The organism is Microbacterium sp. Se63.02b, from assembly GCF_014171575.1.
Lineage (GTDB): Bacteria > Actinomycetota > Actinomycetes > Actinomycetales > Microbacteriaceae > Microbacterium.
In genome coordinates, this window is record NZ_CP050453.1 from 1,169,735 (window position 1) to 1,194,348 (window position 24,614).

Sequence of the window (24,614 nt, forward strand, 5' to 3'; positions counted from 1 at the left end):
CGTCGGATCGTTCTGCCGGGAGCGTCCGGGGGAGTCAGCGCCGGGGAGCGACGGAACTCAGGATGGCGTCGAGAGCCTCGTGGGCGTGCCCGCGTGCGGCGGCGTCGTCCGGACGCACGGCGAGCCAGAGAGCCAGCTCGTTCATCGCGCCCGAGAGTGCGGCGGTCAGCGGGTCCAGGAGCGCGGGGAGGTGCCCGCTTCACGGAGGCCCGTGCGCAGCTCCTGCTCCGGACCTTCCGCGTCGAGGCGCCGCCACTCCTGCCAACCGACGACGGCCGGTCCGTCGACGAGCAGCACCCGCGCTGCCGCCCCTCGGGTGATCGCGTCGAGGAACGCGTGGCTCCCGTCGTGGATCGCGGTGTCCGGGGCACTGTTCCGCGTGGCCGCGATGATCGCCTCTGCGACGAGCTGCTGCTGCGTCGCGACGACGGCTGCGAACAGCCCCGGTTTCGACGTGTAGTGGTGGTACACGGCGCCGCGGGTCACGCCGGAGGCGCGGGCGATCTCGTCGACCGACGCCGATGCGTAGCCGTGCGCGACGAAGTGCGCGGTGGCGACTTCGAGGATTCGACGTGCCGTCTCTGCGGCGTCTGCGGCGGATGCGCGGGGCATAGGTTCCTTTACGTGTGATGTGTATGTATTCTAACGGGAACGATACAAACACAGTGTATGTAAAAGGAGTGACCATGGAGATCACGAGCTTCTATCCGGTGCTGATGGTGGACGACGTCGCGACTGCGGCACGGTTCTACCGTGAGGAACTCGGCTTCGAGCCGACGTTCGAGGCGGACTGGTACGTGAGCCTGCGCTTCGACGGAGGCGAACTGGCGATCCTCGCCCGGACGCACGAGAGCATCCCCGAGGGCTTCCGCGAACAGGTCCGCGGCCTGCTGCTCAACATCGAGGTGTCGGATGCGAAGGCGGTGCATGCGCGGCTGGTGGGGGAGCGCGGCCTGCCGGAGAGACTGACCCTTCGCGACGAGGCTTTCGGTCAGCGTCATTTCATCGTGGAGGCACCGGGAGGAGTGCTCATCGACGTCATCGAGCCGATCGAGCCGTCGCCGGAGTTCGCCGCCGCCTACGCCGCACCGGCCTGAGCCGCTCCTCGCCGGAACACCTGCATGAAGCGGGCGCGTCCGTACGACGGCATCCGCGACCGGGTCGTGCATCCGCGTCGCGGTCGTGCGTCCGTGACATGGCACGGGTGCCGGAGAGGACGGACGGCGCAGGGCGAGACACGAGAGAGGGACGGATGCCGCAGCATCCGCCCCTCTCTCGTGGTTCCGGTCAGATACCGACGCCGAAGAGCGCCTCGATCGGGCCGCGGGCGAAGAAGATCAGGAAGCCGGCACCGACCACCCACAGCAGAGGGCTGATGCTCTTGACCTTGCCGGAGAACGCGTGGATGAGCACCCAGCTGACGAAGCCCGCCCCGATGCCGTTCGCGATCGAGTACGTCAGCGGCATCACCGAGACGGTGAGGAACACCGGCAGCAGCACGCGGAAGTCGGTGAAGTCGATGAAACGGATCTGCGCCATCATCATCGCGCCGACGATGATCAGCGCGGCTGCCGCGATCTCGGTCGGGACGATCGACGTCAGCGGGGTCAGGAACATCGCGATCAGGAACACGACGCCCGTGACCACGTTGGCGAGACCCGTGCGCGCGCCCTCGCCGATTCCGGCGCCGGACTCGATGAACACCGTGCTCGACGACGACGAGGTCGCGCCACCGGCGATCGCTCCGACGCCCTCGACGACCAGCGCCGACTTGATGCGCGGGAAGTCTCCGTTGTCGTCGGCGAGGTTCGCCTCCTTCGCGAGGCCCGTCATGGTGCCCATGGCGTCGAAGAAGTTCGTGAACAGCAGTGTGAAGACGATCATCACGATCGCGACGAGGCTGACCTTGCCCAGGTCGAAGCCGAAGTCGACGGCGCCGATCAGGCTGAGGTCGGGGATCCCGACCGGGGAGCCGTTCAGTGCGGGGACCGTGAGGCCCCAGCCGCCCGGGTTGACGACATTGCCCTCGTCGTCGAAGCCGCGTGCGCCGATGTGCCAGATCGCCTCGACGATGACCGCGAGGACGGTGCCGCCGATCAGGCCGATCAGCATGCCGCCCTTGATCTTCAAGGCGACGAGGATGCCGGTCAGAAGGAGCGTGATCACGAAGAGCAGGGTCGGAACGGTCGCGACCGAGCCGTTCACGCCGAGGCCGACCGGGGGCGAGGAGGCTCCGGTCGCCGTGACGAATCCCGAGTTGACGAAGCCGATGAACGCGATGAACAGGCCGATGCCGACCGTGATCGCGATCTTGAGCTGGAACGGCACCGCATCGAAGATCGCCTTGCGCAGGCCGGTGGCCGCGAGCAGCACGATCACGACACCGTTGATCATCACGAGGGCCATGGCCTCCGGCCAGGTCACCTGCCCGACGACCGAGAAGGCCACGAACGCGTTGATCCCGAGCCCTGCGGCGAACCCGAACGGCAGGCGCGTCACCAGCCCGAACAGGATCGTCATCACTCCGGCAGTGAGCGCGGTGGCGGCTCCGACAGCGTTGAAGTCGAGCATGTTGCCGGCGACATCCGGCTTGCCGGACAGGATGATCGGGTTGAGGATCACGATGTAGGCCATGGTGACGAACGTCACCAGACCCCCTCGGACCTCGGTGCCGATCGTCGATCCGCGTTTGCTGATCTCGAAGAAGCGGTCCAGAGCACCGGTGGGCTCGGTGGATGCGGGGGCGGGTGGGGCAGTTGTCATCGGGAAACCTCCGGAGAAACGCTATCGTGTCGCGGAGCCCACGCGCGCCCCCAGAGGTTCGTCGGCAACTCGTCGTAGTCTCGAATCGCTATGCAACGCCTCCTCGTCGCGCTCCTCGCCGCCTTCGACGCCGCCATCGCCGCTGCGGTCGGTCTCGTCGTGCTGCTGGCTCCGCTGACGCTGCTGTGGACGGTGGCCTTCGGGATCACCGCCGACTGGGGCGCGCTCTGGCCGCTGACCGGCACGCTCTGGGAGTTCGGTCACGGCGTGCCGCTCACGGTCGGGATCCCGGACGCGCTCCTGGTCGCTCTGAGCATCCGCCGGAGGCCGCGACCTTCGTCGTGTCGATCACCCCGCTGGCCTTCCTGCTGTTCACCCTCCTGTTCGCCGCGCGGTCTGGTGGCAGGGCGGCGAAGGCCGGGGCATGGCTGCTCGGCTCGCTGACCGGAGCGGGGGCATTCGCACTCATCTCGGCCGGAGTCGCTCACGACCCGGCTGGATGCGGCGCAGACTCCCTTGCCGCTCGCTATCATCCTCCCCGCCGCGGTCTACCTGATCGGAGCGCTCTGCGGAGCCGTGCGCATCGCATGGGAGGAGGGCGACGGGGAGTGCTCGACCGGGTGCACGACTGGTTCGACGCCAGGGACGAGTGGGCGCCGGTCCCGGTCGCCGTGGTGCGTGGCGCCGCCTTCGCACTGGTCGGTGTGGTCGGTGCCGCTGCTCTGGCGCTCGCTGTGACCGTGCTGCTGCGCGGAGGCGAGGTGGTCGCGCTGTTCCAGGCCGCCCGCGTCGATGCGCTCGGTGCGACCGTCATGACCCTCGGGCAGCTCGTCTACCTGCCGACGCTGATCGTGTGGACCGCGTCGTGGCTCGCGGGTCCCGGTTTCGCGGTCGGTGCCGGAACCGCCGTCTCCCCGCGGGGACCCAGCTCGGCGTCGTACCCGGCATCCCCGTCTTCGGACTGCTGCCGGAGAACAGCTCGATCTGGATGCTGATCGTCGTGCTCGTCCCCGTCGCCGCGGGGGCGTTCGCCGGATGGGCGGTCCGCTCGAGGCTCGTGTGGGAGGGCACGCCTCTCGGCATGCTGCAGCGGGTGACGATCGCCGTCGGCATCGCCGGGGTCACTGCCGGTGTCGCCGCGATCGCAGCGGCCCTCTCGAACGGGTCGATGGGACCGGGACGGCTGGCGGTGGTCGGTCCTGCCGTGCTGCCGTTCGCACTCGCGCTCGGAGCCGAGGTCCTCGTCGGTGCGGCGATCCTGCTGCTGTCCCCGCGGAACCGCGACGAGCTGGCCGAAGAGCGCACCGATCGCTGGGTCGCAGAGATGTCGGCGTTGGAGAGCACTCCGGCCCCGTTCTCGGTGGCGACGGATGCCTCAGCCGATGCGTCCTTCCGTGAACCCTCCGCTTTCGACGACACGGCGCCGCTGGATGACCTCCGTGGCGCGAACCCGCCGGACGGAGCCGGTCGCGCTCCCCGGTAGACTGGGCGCGTGCTCACGGTCGCCGTTCTCATCTCGGGCACCGGCTCGAACCTTCGCGCCCTCCTCGAGGCCGCTCGTCATCCCGATTTTCCCGCCAGGGTGATCGTCGTCGGCGCCGACCGCGAGGCCGACGGCCTGGCCCACGCCGAGGAGTTCGGCATCCCCAGCTTCACGGTGCCGTGGCACGAGCACGAGAGCCGAGAGGCCTGGGGAGAGGAACTCTCCCGTCAGCTGGCCGTCTGGAACCCGGACCTCGTCGTCCTCAGCGGTCTCATGCGGCTGCTTCCGCCGTCGGTCGTCGCGGAGTACTCGCCGCGCCTGATCAACACCCACCCCGCCTACCTGCCGGAGTTCCCCGGCGCGCACGGCGTCCGGGACGCCCTCGCCGCCGGCGCCGCCCAGACGGGTGCCAGCGTGATCGTCGTCGACGACGGCGTGGACTCCGGCCCCATCCTGGCGCAGGAGCGCGTGCCGATCCTCGGCGGCGATACCGAGCACAGCCTGCACGAGCGCATCAAGCCCGTCGAACGTCGACTGCTGATCGATGTCGTCCGCGGGATCGCCACCGGCGACCTCGCCCTCCCCTCCTCTTCCTGACCCCCACCCGACGCCCCGCACGAAGGAGCCCTCATGGCCGGCCCCCGCCACGACCCCACGCTCTACCGCGATCGCGATGCCGTTCCGATCCGGCGCGCGCTCGTCTCGGTGAGCGACAAGACCGACCTGCTCGTCCTCGCTGCGGCACTCGCCGAGGCCGGCGTGGAGATCGTCTCGACCGGCTCCACGGCCTCGACGATCCGCGAGGCCGGTATCGCCGTGACCGATGTCGCCGCCGTCACGGGCGTCGCCGAGATGCTCGACGGCCGCGTCAAGACGCTGCACCCCAAGATCCACGGGGGCTGCTCGCCGACCTGCGCCTCGAAGACCACGAACGGCAGCTCGCCGAACTCGACATCACCCCGTTCGAGCTCGTCGTCGTGAACCTCTACCCGTTCGTGGAGACGGTGGCCTCCGGCGCCGTCGGCGACGACGTGGTCGAGCAGATCGACATCGGTGGGCCCGCCATGGCGCGCGCCGCCGCGAAGAACCACGCGAATGTCGCGATCGTCGTCTCGCCGCAGTCGTACCCCGGGATCATCTCGGCACTCGACGCGGGAGGCACCTCGCTGTCGCAGCGGCGCGAGCTCGCAGCCCGTGCATTCGCCCACACGGCGGCGTACGACACGGCCGTGGCATCGTGGTTCGCCGAGGGGACGCTGCAGGACGACGGCGATCTGCCCACGCATCTCACGATCCAGGCCGAGCGGCTGGCCACTCTGCGCTACGGCGAGAACTCGCACCAGCGCGGCGCGATCTACACGCGCGCCGGCGGCCACGGCATCGCCCAGGCGACCCAGTTGCAGGGCAAGGAGATGTCGTACAACAACTACGTCGACGCGGATGCCGCGCTGCGGGCCGCATACGACATGGTGAAGCCGGCCGTCGCGATCATCAAGCACGCCAACCCGTGCGGCATCGCCACCACGGCGCCGAACGCGCTCGACCCGATCGCCAGCGCCCACCTGCGCGCCCACGAGTGCGACCCGGTCTCGGCCTACGGCGGAGTCATCGCGGCGAACGGCACCGTGACGCTGAAGATGGCCGAGAACCTCAAGGACATCTTCACCGAGGTCATCGTCGCCCCGTCGTTCGAGCCTGCGGCGCTCGAAGTGTTCAAGGCCAAGAAGAACCTGCGTCTTCTCCAGCTCCCCGAGGACTGGCAGCAGGAGCGGATGGACGTGCGCCTGGTCTCGGGAGGCCTGCTGCTGCAGGACGCCGACCGCTTCCCCGACGACATCGTCTCGGTCGCGAAGAACTGGGAGCTCGTCTCGGGCGAGCGCCCGAGCGACGAGGAGATGGAGAACCTCATCTTCGCGTGGAAGGCCTGCCGCGCGGTCAAGTCGAACGCGATCGTGCTCGCGAAGGACAACGCCACGGTCGGTGTCGGCATGGGCCAGGTCAACCGCGTCGACTCGTGCCGCCTCGCGGTCGAGCGCGCCGGGGACCGTGCCGCCGGTTCGGTCGCATCCTCCGACGCCTTCTTCCCGTTCGCCGACGGCGCCCAGGTGCTGATCGACGCCGGTGTCACCGCCATCGTGCAGCCGGGTGGTTCGGTGCGTGACGAGGAGGTCGTGGACGCGGCGCGCAAGGCGGGCGTCACGATGTTCTTCACGGGGGAGCGCCACTTCTTCCACTGAGCGGTCGCTCGTCCTGGACCTCTCACCGCGATGTCCGATTTCCGCCAGTCGATGTCGGTGGGGCGTGACAGGGTGGAGGCATGACCTTCCCCGTGATCGACTTCGACGAGCGGTACCGTGCGATCAGCGCGCGCGACACCCGCTTCGACGGTCAGTTCGTCACGGCGGTGCGCTCGACCGGAATCTACTGTCGTCCGAGCTGCCCCGCCCGTACGCCCAAGCCGCAGAACGTCACGTTCTATCCGACGAGCGCTGCGGCGCACGAGGCGGGATACCGCGCGTGCAAGCGGTGTCTCCCCGAGGCGGCCCCCGGGTCTCCTGCGTGGAACGTCCGGGGCGATACGGCGGCGCGGGCCATGCGCCTCATCGCCGACGGCGTGGTCGAACGCGAGGGTGCCCGGCCTCGCCGCGCGTCTCGGCTATTCCGGGCGGCACCTCACCCGGCTTGCTGACCGCAGAACTCGGGGCCGGCCCCCTCGCGCTCGCGAGGGCTAACCGCGCGCACACCGCGCGGATGCTGCTCGTCGGCACCGACATGCCGATCTCCGATGTGGCGTTCTCCGCCGGCTTCGCCAGCATCCGCCAGTGCAACGACACGATCCGCGAGGTGTTCGGCCTCACTCCCGGTGAGCTCAGAGCTCGTCGACGCCTGCCGGCATCCGCCGCGCCCGGTGCGATCGACCTGGTGCTCCCGTATCGCGGTCCGCTGGATGCGAGCGGCATCTTCGCCTGGATGGCTGCGCGCGCCGTTCCCGGTGTCGAAGAGGCCACGGCGACATCGTTCTCCCGGCATCTGCGCATGTCGGGCGGACCCGCGTGGTTCGAAGTGACGCAAGACGAGGCGCAGCGCCTCCATCTGCGCGCTCGCGTCGCGCGGTTGGGCGACCTCGCTCCGCTGGTGTCTACCGTCCGCCGCATCTTCGACCTCGACGCCGATCCGCTCGCGATCGATGAGGCGCTCGCCGCGCACCCCGAGCTGGCACCGCTCATCGCCCGCACGCCGGGGATGCGGGTTCCCGGTTCGGCCGACCCGCACGAGATGCTCATCCGAGCCATGGTCGGCCAGCAGATCACCGTGGTCGCCGCCCGCACGGCGCTCATCGCGCTCACCGACGCGTTGGGGGAGCGCACCGAGCAGGGAGTGCTCTTCCCCACGATGTCGGCCATCGCGGAGCGCGGAGTCGAGGTGCTCCGCGGCCCTGCAGCGCGCATCCGCGCGATCACGGGTGCCGCCGCCGGCCTCGCCGACGGCTCGTTGACACTCACGGTCGGCGATGACGGCGTCGAGCAGCGCCGTGCGCTCCTCGACATGCCGGGCATCGGCCCCTGGACGGCCGACTATGTGCGCATGCGCGTTCTCGGCGATCCCGACATCCTGCTCCCCGGCGACGTCGCGCTGCGTGCAGGGGCTGCGGCGTCGGGTCTCCCGGAGATGCGCGACCGCTCACGGCATGGGCGGAGCGCACGGCCCCGTGGCGCAGCTATCTGAGCGCGCACCTCTGGCGTGCTGCACCGGTGCGACCCGTCGGTCGGAAGACGCCGGCATCCGCGTCGCACCCCGCTCGCCCCGACACAGCCACGACGACGAAGGAGACACCATGACCGCCCTCATCCAGACCATCGAGACGCCCGACGGCGCCTTCACGATCCTCGCCGACGACCGTCAGCGCGTGCTGGCGTCGGGCTGGACCTCCGACGAGGAGGCGATCCTCGCGCGACTGTCCGCGGCGAACCGCCCCGAGGAGGTCCGCGAGGGCGAGACCGAGGCGGCTGCGGCCGTCGTGGCCTACTACGCGGGAGACCTCTCCGCGATCGATGCGGTCGCGGTGAAGCAGTCGGGCACCGCACTGCAGCTCGCAGGGTGGTCTGCGCTGCGAGAGATCGCGCCCGGCGCACCGCTCACGTACACCGGCTTCGCTTCGCTCCTGGGCAACCCGGCTGCCGTGCGTGCGGCCGCCTCGATCTGCGCCCGCAACGCCCCGGCGCTCTTCGTCCCGTGCCATCGGGTCCTGCGCACGGATGGGAGCCTCGGCGGCTTCGCCTGGGGTCTTGCGGTCAAGGAGAGTCTTCTGTCGCGTGAGGCTGCCTCGCGTTGATCAGGCACCCCGAGCGCCGCGCCCTGAGGGCGCGGCGCTCGTCCGTACCCGGAGGGAGGCGGACGAATCGGGAATGCCTCTTGCACTCAGCTGGTTCACAGCCATAGGCTGGTGGGCTGTCGCGCCAACCGGACGACATCGCCGAGCCCCTGAGGAGGACATCATGACCACGATCGCCACCGCGCAGATCGCAGCTCTCGGCTCGACCCCGGCGCGCCCGCTCTCCTAGAGCCCCCGCCCCTTCCTGCTCGGATGCCGGACTCTGTGAGTCCGCTCTCGCATCCGCCCCTTCCGTAACCGCAGTTCACACGAAACTCGTCTGAGAGACATGTCTTCCTCGCCCTCCGTGCAGAATCCCTCGCCGTCATCGACCCTTTCCACTCCGGTCGCATTGTGGCGGCTGAAGCCCTTCGTCAAGCCCGTCATCTGGCGGCTCGCCGGTGGTGCCGCCAGCGCGCTCGTCGCAGCCGTCATCGCCCTCATGATCCCGATCGTCCTCGAGCAGATCATCAGCGGGCCCGTGCGCTCCGGTGAGATCGGCGCGATCGTCTGGGGCGCAGCCGCGGTGTTCGCGCTGGGCCTCGGCGAGGCGCTGATGGTCTGGCTGCGTCGACAGTTCGTGCTCAACCCGGCCACACAGGTCGAATACAGGATGCGCACCGAGCTGTACTCGCGCCTGCAGACGCTCCCGGTGTCGTTCCATGACAAGTGGGGGTCCGGCCAGCTGCTCAGCCGCATGATGCAGGACATCGGCCTCATCCGCCGGTGGCTCGCGTTCGGTCTCGTGCTGCTGGTCGTCAACGTGCTCACGATCATCATCGGCTCCGTGCTGCTGTTCCGCTGGCACTGGCTGCTGGGCACGATATTCCTGGTCACCGCCGTCCCGCTGTGGATCCGCGGCTACCTGTTCGAGAAGCGCTACGGCGCCCTCACCCGTCGCAGCCAGGATCAGGCCGGCGACCTGGCGACCAGCGTCGAGGAGAGCGTCCACGGCATCCGCGTCCTGAAGGCGTTCGGTCGCGGCAAGCACGCCCTGAGCAGATTCAGCCGTCAGGCCGAGACCCTCCGCGAGACCGAGATGAGCAAGGCCGGCGCGATCGCGTCGATCTGGTTCTGGCTCGACCTGATGCCGCAGATCGCTTTCGGTCTGAGCCTGATCTCCGGCATCTGGCTGATCTCCGTGGGGCAGATCGACGAAGCGCAGCTGTTCGCGTTCTTCGCGATGGCCGTGGTGCTGCGCTGGCCGATCGAGTCGATCGGCTTCCTCTTCTCGTTCATGCTCGACGCCCGAACGGCGACCGATCGCGTGTTCGACATCTTCTCGGAGACCAACACCATCACCGATCCGGAGAACCCGGTGCACATCGAGAGCCCCCGAGGAGAGCTCGCGTTCGAGAACGCGCACTTCCGGTATCAGGATGCCGGGTCCCACGAGCGCGACCTGCTCGACGGCATCGATCTGGTCCTCCGCCCGGGCGAGACCATGGCCCTGGTGGGACTCACCGGCAGCGGCAAGACCACGCTCACGACGCTGCCCACGCGCCTGTACGACGTGACGGGCGGCAAGGTCACGCTCGACGGCGTCGACGTGCGCGATCTTCCGCTCTCCGAGCTGCGCCAGCACATCGCGATGGCGTTCGAAGACGCGACGCTGTTCTCGGCGACGGTGCGGGAGAACGTGCTGCTGGGCCGCGCGGAGCTCGACGTGCACAGCGAAGAGGGCGAGCGGGTGCTCCGCGAAGCACTCGACGTGGAGCAGGCGTCGTTCGTGGACTCGCTGCCCGACGGCGTCGAGACCGTGATCGGCGAAGAGGGACTCAGCCTCCCGGTGGTCAGCGCCAGCGGCTCGCCCTCGCCCGCGCGGTGGCGGCGAAGCCGAAGGTCCTCGTGCTCGACGACCCGCTGTCGGCGCTCGACGTCGACACGGAAGCGCTCGTGGAGGAGGCACTGCGACACGTCCTCGCCGACACCACGGCGATGATCGTCGCGCACCGCCCATCCACGGTCGCGCTCGCCGACCGGGTCGCCCTGCTCGAGGCGGGCAGGGTCACGGCCGTCGGCACGCACTCGGAACTGCTGAAGACGAGCCGGCACTACCGCCACGTCATCTCCAGCCTCGAGGCGGAAGAGGCGGCGCGTACCGGGGCGATCCCGATCATCCGCGACGCACAGCAGGTCGAGGACGAGGTCCGCGAGGGCCTCGCGATGGACGCCGCCGACGAAGACCCGATCACCGAGAAGGAGGTGCAGCGATGAGCTCCGCCATCACCGGAACCCAGGACGAGGATCGTTCCGAGTACACCCGCGAGGAGAGCAGGGAGATCCGTCGTCGGTCCCTCCGGCTGCTCGGCTCCCTCGTCCGCCCGCTGAAGCCGCAGATCGTGCTGGCCGCTGCCGTGCTGATCGTGTCCACCGCCCTGCAGGTCGCTGGTCCGATCCTCATCAGCATCGGGCTCGACCGTGCCCTGCCGGCGGTGCTGAAGAACGCCGACTGGATGCCGACCTTCATGATCGGCGGCATCTACCTGGCCGCCGGCGCGCTGGCCGCCGTCCTGATCGCCTGGTACGTGATCATCGCGGCCAAGCTCACGCAGGCGGTGCTGCTGGATCTGCGCAAGCGCATCTTCCTTCACACGCAGCGCCTGAGCCTGGAGTTCCACGAGTCGTACACGTCGGGGCGCATCATCTCGCGGCAGACGAGCGACCTCGATTCGATCAAGGAGCTCCTCGACGGCGGTCTGAACGAGCTCGTCTCCGGCGTGCTCTTCGGGCTCTTCACCTTCATCGCGCTGTGCGTCTGGGATTGGCAGTCCGGCCTCATCCTCGCGATCGGCGGAGTGCCGCTGTTCTTCCTGATGAAGTGGTTCTATTCCCGTTCGCAGCTCGTGTACCGCGAGTCGCGCGTCATCAGCGCGAAGGTGATCGTGCAGTTCGTCGAGACGATGACCGGCATCCGCGCCGTCAAGGCGTTCCGCAAGGAGCCGCGCAACGACAAGGCGTTCCAGGAGATCGCGGGGGAGTATCGCGACGTCAACCGTCGGTCGATGCTGCTGTTCGGCACGTTCGAGCCTGGTCTCATGGGTGTGGCCGCGCTGGTGCTCGGCATCGTCGTCCTCTGGGGCGGCATCCGTGTCTCCGAGGGCGTGCTCACCGTGGGTGTGCTGCTGTCGGCGGTGCTGTACGTGCGCAACTTCTTCGCGCCGATGCAGGAGATCGCGATGTTCCTGAACTCCTACCAGTCGGCGACGGCAGCGCTCGAGAAGGTGTCGGGCGTGCTCGAGGAGGTGCCGACGGTTCCGGATCCCGAGAAGCCGGTCGATCTCTGGGAGTCGCGCGGTCACATCGAGTTCGACGAGGTGACCTTCGGCTACAACGGCGAGAAGACGATCCTCCCGAACTTCTCGCTCGACATCCCGGCGGGTCAGACCATCGCCCTCGTCGGCACGACCGGTGCGGGCAAGTCGACGCTGGCGAAGCTCATCTCGCGGTTCTACGACCCCTCCGAGGGGCGGGTCACCCTCGACGGCGTCGATCTGCGCTCGCTGCACCCGAAGGACCTGCGTCGTGCGATCGTGATGGTCACGCAGGAGGCGTACCTGTTCAGCGGCACTGTCGCCGACAACATCGCGCTCGGCAAGCCGGATGCCTCGCTCGACGAGATCAGGGCGGCGGCGCGCGCGGTCGGGGCCGACGAGTTCATCTCGTCTCTTCCGGACGGGTACGGCACCGACGTGAACAAGCGCGGTGGACGTGTCTCGGCCGGGCAGCGTCAGTTGATCTCGTTCGCCAGGGCATTCCTCGCCGACCCGGCGGTGCTGATCCTCGACGAGGCGACGGCGTCGCTGGACATCCCGTCCGAGCGGCTGATCCAGGACGCGCTGCAGACCCTGCTCAAGGACCGCACGGCGATCATCATCGCGCACCGCCTGTCGACGGTGGCGATCGCCGACCGGGTCCTGGTCATGGAGCACGGCGAGATCATCGAGGACGACACTCCGGAGGCGCTCATCGGCGGCAGCGGCAAGTTCGCGCAGCTGCATGCGGCCTGGCAGGAGACGCTGGTGTGAGCACGCCCCTCGTCTGTCGCGGCCGGATCCGCCTTCGCCAGGATGGCGGAGCGGCCGAGGCCGCGGCAGACGAGACGGCGTGCCGATGCCGTCCCCGCGCATCGTGTGCGCGCGTGGGTAGCATCGAGGTATGGATCCGTTGCTGCTCGCTGCCGAGTGGTGGTGGATCGCGCCGACGGCAGTCGCGGCGGGAACGGCAGGTGTCATGGGAATGCGTCGTCACAGCAGCACGGTGAGCGGCCGCCGCCTCGCGGTCGATGCCGCCCGGCATGACCTCAGAGAAGCGCAGCTGGCAGCGGCCGAGCGCCGCACCGCCCTGAAGATCGCGCGCGCCGACCTGGCCCGCGTCTCTGCCGAGCGCGCCGCGCAACGCGCCACAGCCGAGCAGGTCGCGGGGGCCAGACGCATGCTGCGCGAGCGCGAGCGTGACGCCAAGGCCGCGTCTGCCGACGTGAGAGCCCGGCAGGTGAGGTTGAACGCCGCGAGGGCGGCGGTGCCGTCGGCCTCCGAGCCCAAGCCCCTGGACCGGCTGCATGCCGCTCACGATGCCGTGACGGCGCGGTGGATGCGATACGAGACCGACCTCGCGCTGCAGATCGCGTACCCGGGTATGACCGATGTCAAGAGTCCCGTGACGGCCGCGTATCTGCGTGCGGCGGGACACGCGGTCGAGATGCGCCGCGCGGCTGCGGGGCGTGTGACTCCGGCGGAGTTCGCCGCCTATCGTGATGCCGTCGCCGATCTCGAGCGCGCATTCGAGGCGGCCGAACACTCGGCGAAGGTGCAGGCGGGGAGGCTCCGGCGACCGCCGCCTGGCAGGATGCGGCTCAGGACATGCTCAGCCGTTCCGCTGACGCGATCGATCGTGCCGCAGGCGCGGCCGCCGCCGCCTTCTCGGCGTGGAGCAGTCGCCGCAAGCCGGACAAACCCGACCAGCGCGGCTGACCTGCCTGTCGCGCAAAGGATCTTCCTCACTGTGTTTTTCTGTACCGGTATAGTAGGCTCTTTCTGTACCGATACAGAAAGAGGTCGAGCATGGAACATCAGATGATCGCGGTACTCGTCGACGCCGAGCGCGTCGCCGCGGCGCGCGACCCGTACCAGCAGCATCGTCGCGACGCGCTCGCAGCCCGGGATCGCGCACGCGCACTCCGGGCGAGGACGCAGTGGCGTCGCCGCGCTCGCGCGATCCTCGCCCGCGGTATCCGACGACTCGCCGAGGCGGTGGAGCCGCCGCGGGCTCCCTGCGCCGTGCCCGCGTCTGATCCGTGCTGAAGCCGACCGGAGACCTCTCCGCGTCCGGCAGAATGGGCTCGGAGGTGGTCGAGGTGGGGCGAGTCACGCTGCAGACGATCGCGGAGCACGTGGGTGTCAGCCGCATGACCGTATCGAACGCCTTCTCCCGCCCCGATCAGCTCTCGGAAGACCTCCGGGCGAGGATCCTGACCGCAGCGGACGATCTGGGGTACGCCGGTCCCGATCCTGCGGCACGCGCTCTCGCGCGCGGGCGCACCGGGGTCATCGGAATGGTCCTCACCAACTCCCCGAAGGATGCGTTCACCGACGACGTCGCCGTGGGGTTCGTGCGCGCGGTGGCAGGCTCCCTCGCGGACGAGGGGTATTCCCTGGTGCTGCTGCACTCGTCTCACGACAGTGGCGTCGTCCCCGCCCGTGATGTGGCCATGGACGGCGCGATCGTGTACTCCTGCGCTCCGGCGGTCTCGGCGTTCGCCGCCCTGCGCGAGCGGCGGCTGCCGATCGTCAACGTCGAGGGGTCGCCGCTCCCCGGAGTGCCCGACGTCGGCATCGACAACGCCTCCGGTGCCTATGAGGCGGCGAAGCATCTCATCGATCTCGGTCATTCACGGATCGCGATCGTGGTCGCTGCACTGGACATCGATGATGTCCCCGCTTCCGAGACCGCCCTCGACACGGGGTCCCTGACGATCGCGGGCCGCATGGACGGCTGGATGCGGGCGCTCGACGAAGCCGGCATCGTGCCGAGGGTGGTCGGCACCCCCGCGCTCGGGATCGATGCGGTGCTGCGTGAGCGGATCGATCGCATGCTCGACGACCCGCCGACCGCCGTCCTGGCCTTCTCCGACCTCGCCGCGCTGGAAGTCATGGAGCGCGCGAGAGGACGGCCTCCGCGTCCCGGAGCAGCTCTCCATCGTGGGCTTCGACGACAACCCCTCTCGGCCCGTGTCTCTCCGGCGCTCACGACCGTGCGTCAGGACGTCGATGCCAAGGGGCGGGCCGCCGTGCGGGCTCTGCTCGGGGTGATGCGCCGAGACGAACTCGCGCCCGCGCCTCCTCTGCTGCCCACCGCGCTGGTGGTCAGGGAGTCCACGTCGCGCCCGAGCGGCGCGCCGGGGTGATGCGCGGCCGGTGAGAGCGCTCCCTCGCCTGGTACTAAGGCGACGAGGTCTCGATGGGGGAGGGGATTCGAGACCCCGCCGCCGGTCTAGGACGTGACGCGGATCTCGGCGATGACCTCGCCATAGGCGGTTTCGCCGACAGGCGTGAATCCGACCCGGTGGAAGAAGGTCTCGGGTCCTCCCTCGCCGGCCTCGTAGATCACGTCGACATGGTCGACGCCGCGCTCGCGGGCCTCTTCGATGAGAGCCTCGACGGCGAAGCGGCCGACGCCGCGCCCCTGATCGTCCGCGTCGACGTTGATGCGCCACAGCACGGAGCGGAAGTGCTCCTCCGGCGCCTCGGGATCGAAGTTCGCGCTGACGAACCCGACGACCTCGTTGCGATCGAGGATCACCCGCTGCCAGGACGTCTGCGGATTGATGACGGTGGCCGCGATCCCGTACGAGACGGGAGCGAGGAACTGCTCCTGTCCGGGCTTGAGCGACAGGTTGTTCACGGCGACGATCGTCGCAGCGGAGAGTTCGACCATGCGCAGTTCGGACATGACCCCAGGCTAACCCCTCCCAGCGGGCGGGACACGTTTCGGGCGAACATTTCACTCCGGAGGGATGACCCGCGTCGAGGATGCAGGCGCCGCCGCGCTGGCCAGGACACGGGGTCGAGGTCACTCAGGTATCTTGGTATCGAGACAAATAGACCACGAGAGCGGAGAACCTCCCGGTGACCGACGACGCCATCATCTACACGCACACCGACGAAGCACCGGCACTCGCCACCGCCTCCTTCCTCCCGATCATCCAGGCCTACACCGGCCAGGCGGGCATCGACTTCGAGACGCGCGACATCTCCCTCGCCGGCCGCATCCTCGCCGCGTTCCCGCAGAAGCTCTCCCCGGAGCAGCAGGTCGGCGACGCGCTGGCCGAGCTGGGCGGCCTCGCCACGCTCCCCGAGGCGAACATCATCAAGCTGCCCAACATCTCCGCATCCATCCCGCAGCTGAAGGGTGCGATCGCCGAGCTGCAGGCGCAGGGCTATGACATCCCCGACTTCCCGGACGAGCCCTCCTCGCTCGAAGAGAAGGACGTGCGCGCGCGTTACGACCGCATCAAGGGCTCCGCGGTGAACCCGGTGCTGCGCGAAGGAAACAGCGACCGACGTGCCCCCCTCGCGGTGAAGAACTACGCGAAGAAGCACCCGCACCGCAACAAGCCCTTCGCCGAGGGTTCCAAGACCCGCGTGGCCACCCTGGGGCACGACGACTTCAAGCACAACGAGCGCTCGTGGGTCGCCGCCCACGACGACGTGCTGTCCTTCCGGCACACCGCCGAGGACGGCACCGTCACCGTGCTCAAGGAGGGCCTCAAGGTCCTCCCGCGCGAGATCATCGATGCCACCTTCCTCTCGGCGAAGGAGCTCGACGCGTTCCTGGCTGAGACGCTGGCGACCGCGAAGTCCGACGATGTGCTGTACTCGGTGCACCTCAAGGCGACCATGATGAAGGTCAGCGACCCGATCATCTTCGGTCACGTCGTGAAGGCGTTCTTCAAGGACGTCTTCGCGCAGTACGGCGATCAGCTCGCGGCCGCCGGCCTGAACGCGAACGATGGACTCGGCTCGATCCTCGCCGGGCTCGCGAACGTCACCGGCGGTGCGGAGATCGCTGCGGCGTTCGACAAGGCGATCGCCGAAGGACCGCGCCTGTCGTACGTGAACTCCGACAAGGGCATCACGAACCTGCACGTGCCGAGCGACGTGATCGTCGACGCCTCCATGCCGGCGCTCGTCCGCAACGGCGGCAAGCTGTGGGGCAAGGACGGCGGAGAGGCCGACACGCTCGCCGTCATCCCGGACTCCTCGTACGCGAGCGTCTACCAGGCGGTCATCGACGACGTCATCGCGAACGGCCCTCTCGACCCGGCGACGATCGGCACCGTCCCGAACGTCGGACTGATGGCGCAGGCGGCCGAGGAGTACGGCAGCCACGACAAGACCTTCGAGATCGCCGCCGACGGCATCGTCCAGGTGCTCGACAGCGAGGGCACCGTGCTCATCGAGCACACGGTCGGCAAGGGTGACATCTGGCGGGCCACGCAGACCAAGCACATCCCGGTGATGGACTGGGTCAAGCTCGCCGTCAGCCGTGCTCGGGCGACGGGTGTGCCGGCCGTCTTCTGGCTCGACGCGAACCGCTCACACGACGCGCAGATCATCGCGAAGGTGCACCAGGGACTCGCGACGCTCGACACCAAGGGCCTCACGATCACGATCCTCGCTCCGGAGGAGGCCACCCGTTACACGCTCGCGCGCATGCGTCACGGCCTCGACACCATCTCGGTGACCGGGAACGTGCTGCGCGACTACCTCACCGATCTCTTCCCGATCCTCGAGGTCGGAACGAGCGCCAAGATGCTCTCGATCGTGCCGCTGCTCGCCGGCGGTGGACTGTTCGAGACCGGCGCGGGTGGCTCCGCTCCCAAGCACGTGCAGCAGCTCGTCGAGGAGAACTACCTGCGCTGGGACTCGCTGGGCGAGTTCTTCGCGTTGGCCGCGTCGCTCGAGCACTTCGCCGACCGCACGGGCAACGAGAAGGCGCGCGTGCTGGCCGAGACCCTGGACGCCGCGACCGGAACCTTCCTCGAGGAGGACCGCTCGCCCGGTCGCGCACTGGGCACGATCGACAACCGCGGAAGCCACTTCTACCTGGGCCTGTACTGGGCGCAGGAGCTGGCGAAGCAGACGAAGGATGCCGACCTGGCAGCGGCCTTCGCGCCGATCGCCGCGACCCTCGCCGAGAACGAGGAGAAGATCGTCTCGGAGCTCAACGCCGTGCAGGGCTCGCCGGTCGAGATCGGCGGGTACTACCGCCCGGACGAGGCGCTCGTCGCCGCCGTCATGCGTCCGTCCGCGACGCTGAACGGCATCGTCGACGCGCTGCGCTGACGCACAGAGAGAGGGGGGCGGATGCTGCGGCATCCGCCCCCTCTCTCGTACCCGTTCCCCGCGCGGGGCGCGCGACCCGTCGACGACGCACCCGGGTGCCCGGGTGGACCCGACATGCGGATCAGTAGTAGACGGAGATCTCGAGGCCCTCGGGGGACCAGTCGTAGACGTACTTGGCGAGATCGATCGGCAGGTTCACGCAGCCGTGGCTCATCCGCTGGCCGAAGTTGTTGTGCCAGTAGGTGCCGTGGAAGCCGATGTTCGGCGCGAACCAGGTGATCCACGGCACGTCTTCGGTGCAGTACGGGGCGCCTTCGTAGCAGCCCATGTCCTGCATCGCGGTGTGTGCGAACACCTTGAAGTTGCCAGTAGGGGTGAGGGTTCCGGGCAGACCGGTCGAGACGGCCCAGGACTTCACGACCTCGTTGTTCTCGAACAGATACGCGCGCTGCTGACTCAGGTTGATCTCGATGCGGCGGAACAGGCTCACGGTCTCGAACGCGGTCTCGCTGACGGTGAGCACGAACACGCCGTCGCCGGCGGCGAGCTGCTGGGCGAACTGCTCCGCGACGGTCGACGTGTCGCCGAGCGCGCGGCCGGTGGCGCCCTTCTGCTCCGAGCGGAGCACGGTGCCGGCGGAATCGACGATGTTGGTCGCGTTGACCGCGGCCCGGTCGACGAGCCCTGGCAGAGTGTCGACGGTCGCCTGAATCGCCTGCGGGTCGGCCTCGATGCGCAGCTGACCGTCGTCGTCGACCACGGTCAGCCAGGTCGCGGCGACGGCCGGAGCGACCGGTACCGTGCGCTCGTCGCCGACGTAGAAGCCGATGCTCCCGAGCAGCGTGTTGAGTTCGGTGGCTGTGGCCGTCGCGTCGTCGTCAGACACGGGGGCAGCGCCTCGGCAGGTCCGCCGGGGTATTCGAGCGAGGTCGCACCGTCGGCGACCGCGTCGGCGAAGGCGACGGTGAGTGCGTCGACGTCGATCCCCGTGCCGGCCTCGGAGGGGTGATCACGTAGGTGCCGCTCGCGGCGTCGAACACCACTCCGGCATCGACCGGGTCTGTGAAACTCGTCGGTACAGCTGCGCGCAGTGCAGAGCCGGCCGTTTCGGTGTCGAGCACGATGTCGGCGGGAACCGGGTGGCCCATCCACATCCCGAGATTCCACATCGGGCGATCGGCGAAGGCCGCGTCGGCCAGGGCGGTCGCGTCGACCTGCGCGCCGAGGTCGGCACCGGTGAGAACGACATCGCCGCCGTCGCCCGTGAGCGTGACCTCGGTCTCGGCGAGGTGGGTGCTGATGGCGTCGGCCGCGGCCCCGGGAGTCATCCACCCCACGGGGATGCCGGCGACCGTGGTGCCGGGAGCGATGAGGATCAAGGAGGCGGCGCCCGCGCCCAGGGCGACGGCCCCGATGCCGAGGCCGATCCACAGGCCGAGGTGGCGCTTCTTGGGGGCCGGTTCGACGGGCGCCCAGGCGAGCGGCTGCTCGCCGGTTCCGGGCGGCATCGCGTCGGTGGAAGCGTCTCCCGGTGTGAGCACGGCGGTGGGCGCGGAGTCGTCACCGTGCGCCTCGGCTGCGGCGCCCGGCGCAGAAATCAGATCGGTCACGAACTTCACCCCCCGGATCTCAAAACGTGTCCTGAGGTCCAATGGTACGGGATGGGAGGTAACGGGGAGGCAACGGTCCGTGATACGGTGCCTCCCCGCACTGCGCCCGTCAGTCGACGATGGCGATGCCGTCGATCTCGACGAGCATCTCCTCGCGCGGCAGACCGGTGAAGACGGTGGTGCGCGACGGGAGCACGCCGTCGGTGGTGTGCGCTGTGACGAACTCGCCGTAGGCCTCGTTCATGATCGGGAAGTCCTCGCGCTTGGTGAGGTACACGCGCAGCATGACGACGTCGTCGAACGTCGCGCCCGATGCCTCGACGATCGCCTTGACGTTCTCGAGCGTGCGAGTCGTCTGCGCGGCGACATCACCGGGGAAGAGGTACTCGTTGGTCTGCGGGTCGACGGGACCCTGGCCGGAGACCTGGACGAACGGGCCCTTGCGGATCCCCTGCGAGAAAGTGTGGGCGGGAGCGGGGGCGGCGTCGGTGGAAACTCGGATCTTCGCGGTCATGCCACCAGCCTAGTAGCCTTGTTAGATGCCTCTACAAATTCCGGATCCCGTTTTCGGCGCCTGGACGAAGGGGTTCCCCGCGCACGCCGCAGGGCTCCGACTCTCCGAGGTGCACGGCGCCGGCTTGCGCCTCTCCGACCTGGTCACCCCGGTGATGACCGTCCACGAAGAGGCGCTGACGCACAACGAGGACACCGTCTTCGGGTGGGCCGAGGAGCGTGGCGTGCTGCTCGCTCCGCACGGCAAGACCACGATGGCGCCGGCACTCTGGCAGCGGCTCCTCGACGCGGGGGCGTGGGGTATCTCGGTCGCCACGCCGTGGCAGGCAGAGGTGGCCATCGACGCCGGTGTGTCGACGGTGCTGATCGCCAACGCGGTGACGGATCTCGCTGCGGTGCGGCGGCTCGGCGCCCTGCTCGCCGATACCCGCCTGCGGGTGCTGTGCTGGGCGGACTCCCTCGGAGGTGTCGCGATCCTCGCAGAGGGCATGCGCGACGCCGCGCGGCCGCTGGACGTGCTGGTGGAGCTCGGGGAGCGCGCGGGCGTACCGGCGCGCGATCCGTGGAGGAAGGGGAACGGATCGCCGAAGCGGTCTCCGCCGCCCCGGGACTTCGGCTGGCCGGCGTCGCGGGATACGAGGGACCGTTCGGGCCGGATCGCAGCGAGGGCTCCGTCGCCGCCGTCGACCGGTATCTGCGCTCGATCGTCGAGCTGCACGATCGGCTCGTGTATCCCGAGGGCGTCCGCCCCGTACTGAGCGCGGGAGGCAGCGCGTTTCCCGATCGCGCTGCCGCGGTGCTCGCCCCGCGCAACGTCGAAGCCGATATCGTGCTGCGTTCTGGCGCGTTCCAGATCCACGACGACGGCTTCTACTCCCGCATGTCGCCCTTCGGTGCGCTGACCGACACGGCGTCGCTCCGTTCGGCGATGCACGTCTGGTCCCGGTGGTCTCGCAGCCCGAGGACGGTCTCGCCCTGTTGGATGCGGGGCGGCGCGATGTGCCCTTCGACCTGGACCTGCCGGTGCCGCAATCGGTCGAGGGCGAAGTGACGGCGCTGAACGATCAGCACGCGTTCCTCCGCCTTGCCGATGCCGCCACCACAGCGGTCGGCGACGTCGTGCGGCTCGGCCTCTCCCACCCGTGCACCGCGTTCGACAAGTGGCGGGTGGTCGCGGTCATCGACGACCCCGACGCGCCGGACCCTCGGGTGATCGGGGCGGTGGCGACATGCTTCTGAGTGCGGAGAAGGCCGCTGCGGGGCTCGTCCGTGTCTATCGGGGCGCCACGGTCGTCGACGGAACCGGCGCCCCCGTTTCGTGGCCGACGTCGCGGTGGAAGGCGCCAGGGTCGTGGCCGTCCTGCCGCGGGACAGCCGCCCCGACGAACTCGAACTCCCGGCGGGGGCGGTCGAGATCGCGGCCGAAGGGCTCGCCCTGGCGCCGGGCTTCATCGACATGCACGCCCACAGCGACCTCGCGGTGCTCGGCGGGATCACGCACGACGCGAAGATCAGGCAGGGTGTCACGACCGAGGTGCTCGGGCAGGACGGCCTCGGCTACGCGCCGCTCGACGACGCCTCCGCGGCTGTCATCCCGGCGCAGATCGCGGGGTGGAACGGTCTGCCCGACGACGTGCCGTGGCGGTCGATGGACGACCTGCTGTCGGCCATCGACGCGGCGACCGTCGCGAACGCCGCCGTGCTGGTTCCTCAGGGAACCTGCGGATGATGGTGGTCGGACACGAGAACCGTCGAGCGACGTCCGCCGAGATCGCGTCGATGACGGAGATGCTCGGCGCGGCCCTCGATGCGGGAGCTTTCGGGATGTCGAGCGGTCTCACCTACACGCCGGGCATGTACGCGGACACGGCGGAGTTGGAGGCGCTCTGCCGAGTCGTCGCCGAGCGCGGCGGATATTGGGCGCCCCACACCCGTAGCTACGGAGGGGGAGCACTCGACGCCTATCGGGAGGCGCTCGACATCGGTCGTCGCACCGGCTGCCCCGTGCATCTCACGCACGCCACGATGAACTTCGCTCCGAATCGGAGGAGGGCTGACGAGCTCCTCGCCCTGATCGACGAGGCGATCGCCGACGGGGTCGACGTGACCCTCGACACCTACCCGTACCTGCCGGGGGCGACCACGCTGGCCGCGCTGCTGCCGAGTCGGCTCGCGGCGACGGGAGACCTTCTCGGAGCCCTGTCCGCGCTGGATCCCGAAGGGCGGGAGGCCCTGCGCGTCGAGCTGGAGGAGGTCGGCTGCGACGGCTTCCACGGTGAGAAGGCCGACTGGACGCAGATCCAGATCTCGGGCGCGGCGAACCCGGCGCTCGCGGACCTCGTCGGACGCACGGTCGCCGAGATCGCGACCACGACGGGTCGCCGAGCCGTGGACGTCGTGGTCGACACCGTGATCCAGGACGCCGGGGCCACCGGAATCCTGATGCACATCGGAGACGAGGAGAACGTCCGCGCGATCATGCGCCACCCGCGGCATTCGGGCGGGAGCGACGGAATCCTGATCGGCGCCCGGCCGCACCCTCGCGGCCGGGGCACCTTCCCGCGCTACCTGGGGCACTACGTGCGCGAGCTCGGCATCCTGACACTCGAGGAGGCGGTGCGCCACCTGTCGGGTACTCCGGCTCGACGCCTCGGGCTCGACAGGGGAGACGCGCCGCGCGGCGTCATCCGGGACGGCGCGACTGCCGACCTCGTACTGTTCGACCCCGAGACCGTCGCTGCCGGCGCCACCTTCGACTCACCGCTCGCCGCTCCGCGCGGCATCGTGGAGGTGCTGGTCGCAGGAGTGGCGGTGGTGGCCAACGGCGAGCCCACCGGTGCCGCACCGGGGCGCGCCCTGCGGATGCCGCCACCGCCCCATCGGGCGACCGTGCCGCGGGTCGACGCACGGATCGACCCCTCCGCGCCCGGATTCGCCTGGGCAGACGGAACCCCGATCCGTGCCGCAGCCGACCTCGCCGCTTCCGTGGTGCGGCTGGGCGGCGGAGGGGCGTCGGACGACGCGGCCCCCATCCGCCTCCTGGTCGATGAGAGTCTCGGCGCCGAGGCGGAGGCAGCCGGAAGCATCGGTGCTGAGGCGTTCCGGGTGACCGTGAGCGCGGGCGGCATCGAGATCCGAGGCGCGAGTCCGTGCGGCGTGTTCCGGGGCGCCACCGTGCTGCGGCAGCTCCGCGATCCCGAGGCTTCGGCCGTCATCGTCCCCGCCGGCGTCTGGGAGGGCGCGCCCGCGTACGGGTGGCGCGGGGCGATGCTCGATGTCGCCAGGCATTTCCGTCCCGTCGACGAGGTGCGTCGGCTCATCGACCTGCTCGCCGACCACCATCTCAACGTCCTCCATCTGCATCTCACGGATGACCAGGGGTGGCGATTCGAGGTTCCCGGTTTCCCCCGGCTCACCGAGATCGGCTCCACGCGGGTGGCCACGCAGAGGGGGCACGGTCCGCTCTCGACGGTGGAACCCGGGGTGCACGAGGGGTTCTACACCGCCGTCGAGCTGCGCGAACTCGTGGAGTACGGCGCCGAGCGCTTCGTGACGCTCGTGCCCGAGGTGGAGCTGCCCGGCCACGTCCAGGCTGCGCTCGCGGCCTACCCCGAACTCGGCAACGTCGACGTCGGCGATCCGGTCACCGCGCCGTGGGAGCGTTTCGGTGTCAACCCCCGCACACTGGCTCCGACCGAGGCGTCGCTGGCGTTCGGTCGTGCGGCCATCGACGCCCTGTGCGACGTGTTCGACGCGGAGTGGATCGGCATCGGCGGAGACGAGGTGCCCGTGACGGAGTGGGCCCAGAGCGCCGCCGCCGCGGAACGCATGCGTGAGCTCGGACTCGCCACCGCGCACGACGTGCAACCGTGGTTCACGGCGCAGTTCGTGGCGCACGTCCGCTCGCGGGGGCGGACGGCCCTGGCATGGGACGAGGTCCTCGAGGGCGACGTGCCGGACGGTGTGCGCATCCTGGCCTGGCGCGGCCCCGCGGCGATGCGCGATGCCCTCGCCCGTGGCATCCCGGTGGTGGCCTGTCCCGATCTCGAGGTGTACCTCGACTATCCCCAGTCGGAGTCCGTGGAGGAGCCGATCAGAGTGGGTCCTCCGTTGACGATCGAGCGGGCGTACACCCTGCGCATCGAGGACGGCGCCGTCGGAGGGCAGGCCAACGTCTGGAGCGAGCACCTGCCGACGCGGGATCGCGTCGACTTCGCGATGTTCCCTCGTCTGGCAGCGATCGCCGAGCGCCTCTGGGACGGCGGTGACCCGGCGCCGTATGCGGACTTCGGTCGACGCCTGCCCACGCACCTGCGCCGCCTGCGTGCCTCGGGGGTGCGGTATCGTCCCCTTGACGGCCCGACGCCCGCTCAGCGCCGACCCGGCGTGCCGGGCAAACCGCTCACGATCTCGGCTCGGGAGGACATCGTCGCGGGCCTGGTCGCTCGCCTGGTGGAGCGGTCTCAGGCCGCTTCCGCCGAGTATCGAAAGTAATGTAACGTTTCGGTAACCCTGCCAGCGCGTCC

20 protein-coding genes and 4 pseudogenes are annotated in these 24,614 nt (G+C 69.5%); 17 read left to right on the plus strand and 7 right to left on the minus strand.

Going from position 1 to position 24,614, the window contains the following annotated elements; genetic code table 11:
• Window positions 1-34: 34 nt before the first annotated feature.
• On the minus strand, window positions 35-145 hold the full coding sequence (locus G4G29_RS23850) for a hypothetical protein (protein WP_345941155.1): 111 nt from the start codon (window positions 143-145) through the stop codon (window positions 35-37).
• A gap of 20 nt (window positions 146-165) precedes the next feature.
• The gene (locus tag G4G29_RS05870) at window positions 166-612 is read right to left on the minus strand and encodes a TetR/AcrR family transcriptional regulator (protein ID WP_244632439.1); all 447 of its coding nucleotides are present in this window, start codon (window positions 610-612) and stop codon (window positions 166-168) included.
• A gap of 74 nt (window positions 613-686) precedes the next feature.
• On the opposite strand from G4G29_RS05870, the gene G4G29_RS05875 reads away from it, so the two are divergent.
• Entirely contained in the window at window positions 687-1,097 is a 411-nt protein-coding gene (locus G4G29_RS05875) for a VOC family protein (protein ID WP_183152153.1), read from the plus strand.
• 190 nt (window positions 1,098-1,287) lie between these two features.
• On the opposite strand, the gene G4G29_RS05880 is transcribed toward G4G29_RS05875, so the two are convergent.
• On the minus strand, window positions 1,288-2,763 hold the full coding sequence (locus G4G29_RS05880; RefSeq protein ID WP_183152154.1) for an NCS2 family permease: 1,476 nt from the start codon (window positions 2,761-2,763) through the stop codon (window positions 1,288-1,290).
• 90 nt (window positions 2,764-2,853) lie between these two features.
• On the opposite strand from G4G29_RS05880, the gene G4G29_RS21430 reads away from it, so the two are divergent.
• The 11 genes and pseudogenes from G4G29_RS21430 (at window position 2,854) to G4G29_RS05930 (ending at window position 15,024) form a co-directional block, all read left to right on the plus strand.
• On the plus strand, window positions 2,854-3,207 hold the full coding sequence (locus G4G29_RS21430) for a hypothetical protein (RefSeq protein ID WP_244632440.1): 354 nt from the start codon (window positions 2,854-2,856) through the stop codon (window positions 3,205-3,207).
• Window positions 3,105-4,246: pseudogene (locus tag G4G29_RS05885) on the plus strand (DUF6350 family protein). Before G4G29_RS21430 ends, G4G29_RS05885 begins: the two are co-directional and overlap by 103 nt.
• Window positions 4,247-4,255: 9 nt before the next feature.
• Complete coding sequence (gene purN, locus G4G29_RS05890) at window positions 4,256-4,843, plus strand: phosphoribosylglycinamide formyltransferase (RefSeq protein ID WP_183152155.1); 588 nt, start codon at window positions 4,256-4,258, stop codon at window positions 4,841-4,843.
• 33 nt (window positions 4,844-4,876) lie between these two features.
• Window positions 4,877-6,483: pseudogene (gene purH / locus G4G29_RS05895) on the plus strand (bifunctional phosphoribosylaminoimidazolecarboxamide formyltransferase/IMP cyclohydrolase).
• Window positions 6,484-6,563: 80 nt separating this feature from the next.
• A pseudogene (locus G4G29_RS05900) lies at window positions 6,564-8,085 on the plus strand (AlkA N-terminal domain-containing protein).
• On the plus strand, window positions 8,082-8,579 hold the full coding sequence (locus G4G29_RS05905; protein ID WP_183152156.1) for a methylated-DNA--[protein]-cysteine S-methyltransferase: 498 nt from the start codon (window positions 8,082-8,084) through the stop codon (window positions 8,577-8,579). The pseudogene G4G29_RS05900 and the gene G4G29_RS05905 overlap by 4 nt, the downstream one beginning before the upstream one ends.
• A gap of 328 nt (window positions 8,580-8,907) precedes the next feature.
• Window positions 8,908-10,835: pseudogene (locus tag G4G29_RS05910) on the plus strand (ABC transporter ATP-binding protein).
• Entirely contained in the window at window positions 10,832-12,646 is a 1,815-nt protein-coding gene (locus G4G29_RS05915) for an ABC transporter ATP-binding protein (protein ID WP_183152157.1), read from the plus strand. Before G4G29_RS05910 ends, G4G29_RS05915 begins: the two are co-directional and overlap by 4 nt.
• Before the next feature lie 130 nt (window positions 12,647-12,776).
• Window positions 12,777-13,697 (plus strand): hypothetical protein, encoded by a 921-nt coding sequence (locus G4G29_RS05920; RefSeq protein ID WP_183152158.1) that lies wholly within the window; start codon window positions 12,777-12,779, stop codon window positions 13,695-13,697.
• Window positions 13,682-13,921 carry a hypothetical protein gene (locus G4G29_RS05925; protein ID WP_183152159.1) on the plus strand — a complete coding sequence of 80 codons (240 nt, stop codon included), beginning with the start codon at window positions 13,682-13,684 and terminating at the stop codon, window positions 13,919-13,921. Before G4G29_RS05920 ends, G4G29_RS05925 begins: the two co-directional genes overlap by 16 nt.
• The gene (locus G4G29_RS05930) at window positions 13,915-15,024 is read left to right on the plus strand and encodes a LacI family DNA-binding transcriptional regulator (protein ID WP_202045585.1); all 1,110 of its coding nucleotides are present in this window, start codon (window positions 13,915-13,917) and stop codon (window positions 15,022-15,024) included. Before G4G29_RS05925 ends, G4G29_RS05930 begins: the two co-directional genes overlap by 7 nt.
• A gap of 86 nt (window positions 15,025-15,110) precedes the next feature.
• Here the strand turns inward: G4G29_RS05930 and G4G29_RS05935 are convergent, their stop codons facing one another.
• On the minus strand, window positions 15,111-15,569 hold the full coding sequence (locus G4G29_RS05935; RefSeq protein WP_183152160.1) for a GNAT family N-acetyltransferase: 459 nt from the start codon (window positions 15,567-15,569) through the stop codon (window positions 15,111-15,113).
• A gap of 176 nt (window positions 15,570-15,745) precedes the next feature.
• Between G4G29_RS05935 and G4G29_RS05940 the strand changes: the two genes are divergently transcribed.
• Window positions 15,746-17,965, plus strand: coding sequence for an NADP-dependent isocitrate dehydrogenase (locus tag G4G29_RS05940; RefSeq protein ID WP_183152161.1), 2,220 nt, complete (start codon window positions 15,746-15,748; stop codon window positions 17,963-17,965).
• A 121-nt stretch (window positions 17,966-18,086) separates the two neighbouring features.
• Here the strand turns inward: G4G29_RS05940 and G4G29_RS21435 are convergent, their stop codons facing one another.
• The 3 genes from G4G29_RS21435 to G4G29_RS05950 form a co-directional block, all read right to left on the minus strand.
• Entirely contained in the window at window positions 18,087-18,851 is a 765-nt protein-coding gene (locus tag G4G29_RS21435; protein ID WP_244632441.1) for a L,D-transpeptidase, read from the minus strand.
• The gene (locus G4G29_RS21440) at window positions 18,844-19,584 is read right to left on the minus strand and encodes a hypothetical protein (protein ID WP_244632442.1); all 741 of its coding nucleotides are present in this window, start codon (window positions 19,582-19,584) and stop codon (window positions 18,844-18,846) included. The genes G4G29_RS21435 and G4G29_RS21440 overlap by 8 nt, the downstream gene beginning before the upstream one ends.
• A gap of 100 nt (window positions 19,585-19,684) precedes the next feature.
• A complete protein-coding gene (locus G4G29_RS05950) occupies window positions 19,685-20,089 on the minus strand; it encodes a RidA family protein (RefSeq protein ID WP_183152162.1) in 405 nt (134 codons plus the stop codon).
• 25 nt (window positions 20,090-20,114) lie between these two features.
• Between G4G29_RS05950 and G4G29_RS21445 the strand changes: the two genes are divergently transcribed.
• The 4 genes from G4G29_RS21445 to G4G29_RS05960 all read left to right on the plus strand — a co-directional run bounded on the left by G4G29_RS21445 (window position 20,115) and on the right by G4G29_RS05960 (window position 24,582).
• Window positions 20,115-20,846 carry a hypothetical protein gene (locus G4G29_RS21445; protein ID WP_244632443.1) on the plus strand — a complete coding sequence of 244 codons (732 nt, stop codon included), beginning with the start codon at window positions 20,115-20,117 and terminating at the stop codon, window positions 20,844-20,846.
• A 187-nt stretch (window positions 20,847-21,033) separates the two neighbouring features.
• Window positions 21,034-21,327, plus strand: coding sequence for a hypothetical protein (locus tag G4G29_RS21450; protein WP_244632444.1), 294 nt, complete (start codon window positions 21,034-21,036; stop codon window positions 21,325-21,327).
• A 79-nt stretch (window positions 21,328-21,406) separates the two neighbouring features.
• Window positions 21,407-21,817, plus strand: coding sequence for a hypothetical protein (locus tag G4G29_RS23855; protein ID WP_345941156.1), 411 nt, complete (start codon window positions 21,407-21,409; stop codon window positions 21,815-21,817).
• Complete coding sequence (locus G4G29_RS05960; protein WP_345941157.1) at window positions 21,814-24,582, plus strand: family 20 glycosylhydrolase; 2,769 nt, start codon at window positions 21,814-21,816, stop codon at window positions 24,580-24,582. Before G4G29_RS23855 ends, G4G29_RS05960 begins: the two co-directional genes overlap by 4 nt.
• Window positions 24,583-24,614: the final 32 nt, after the last annotated feature.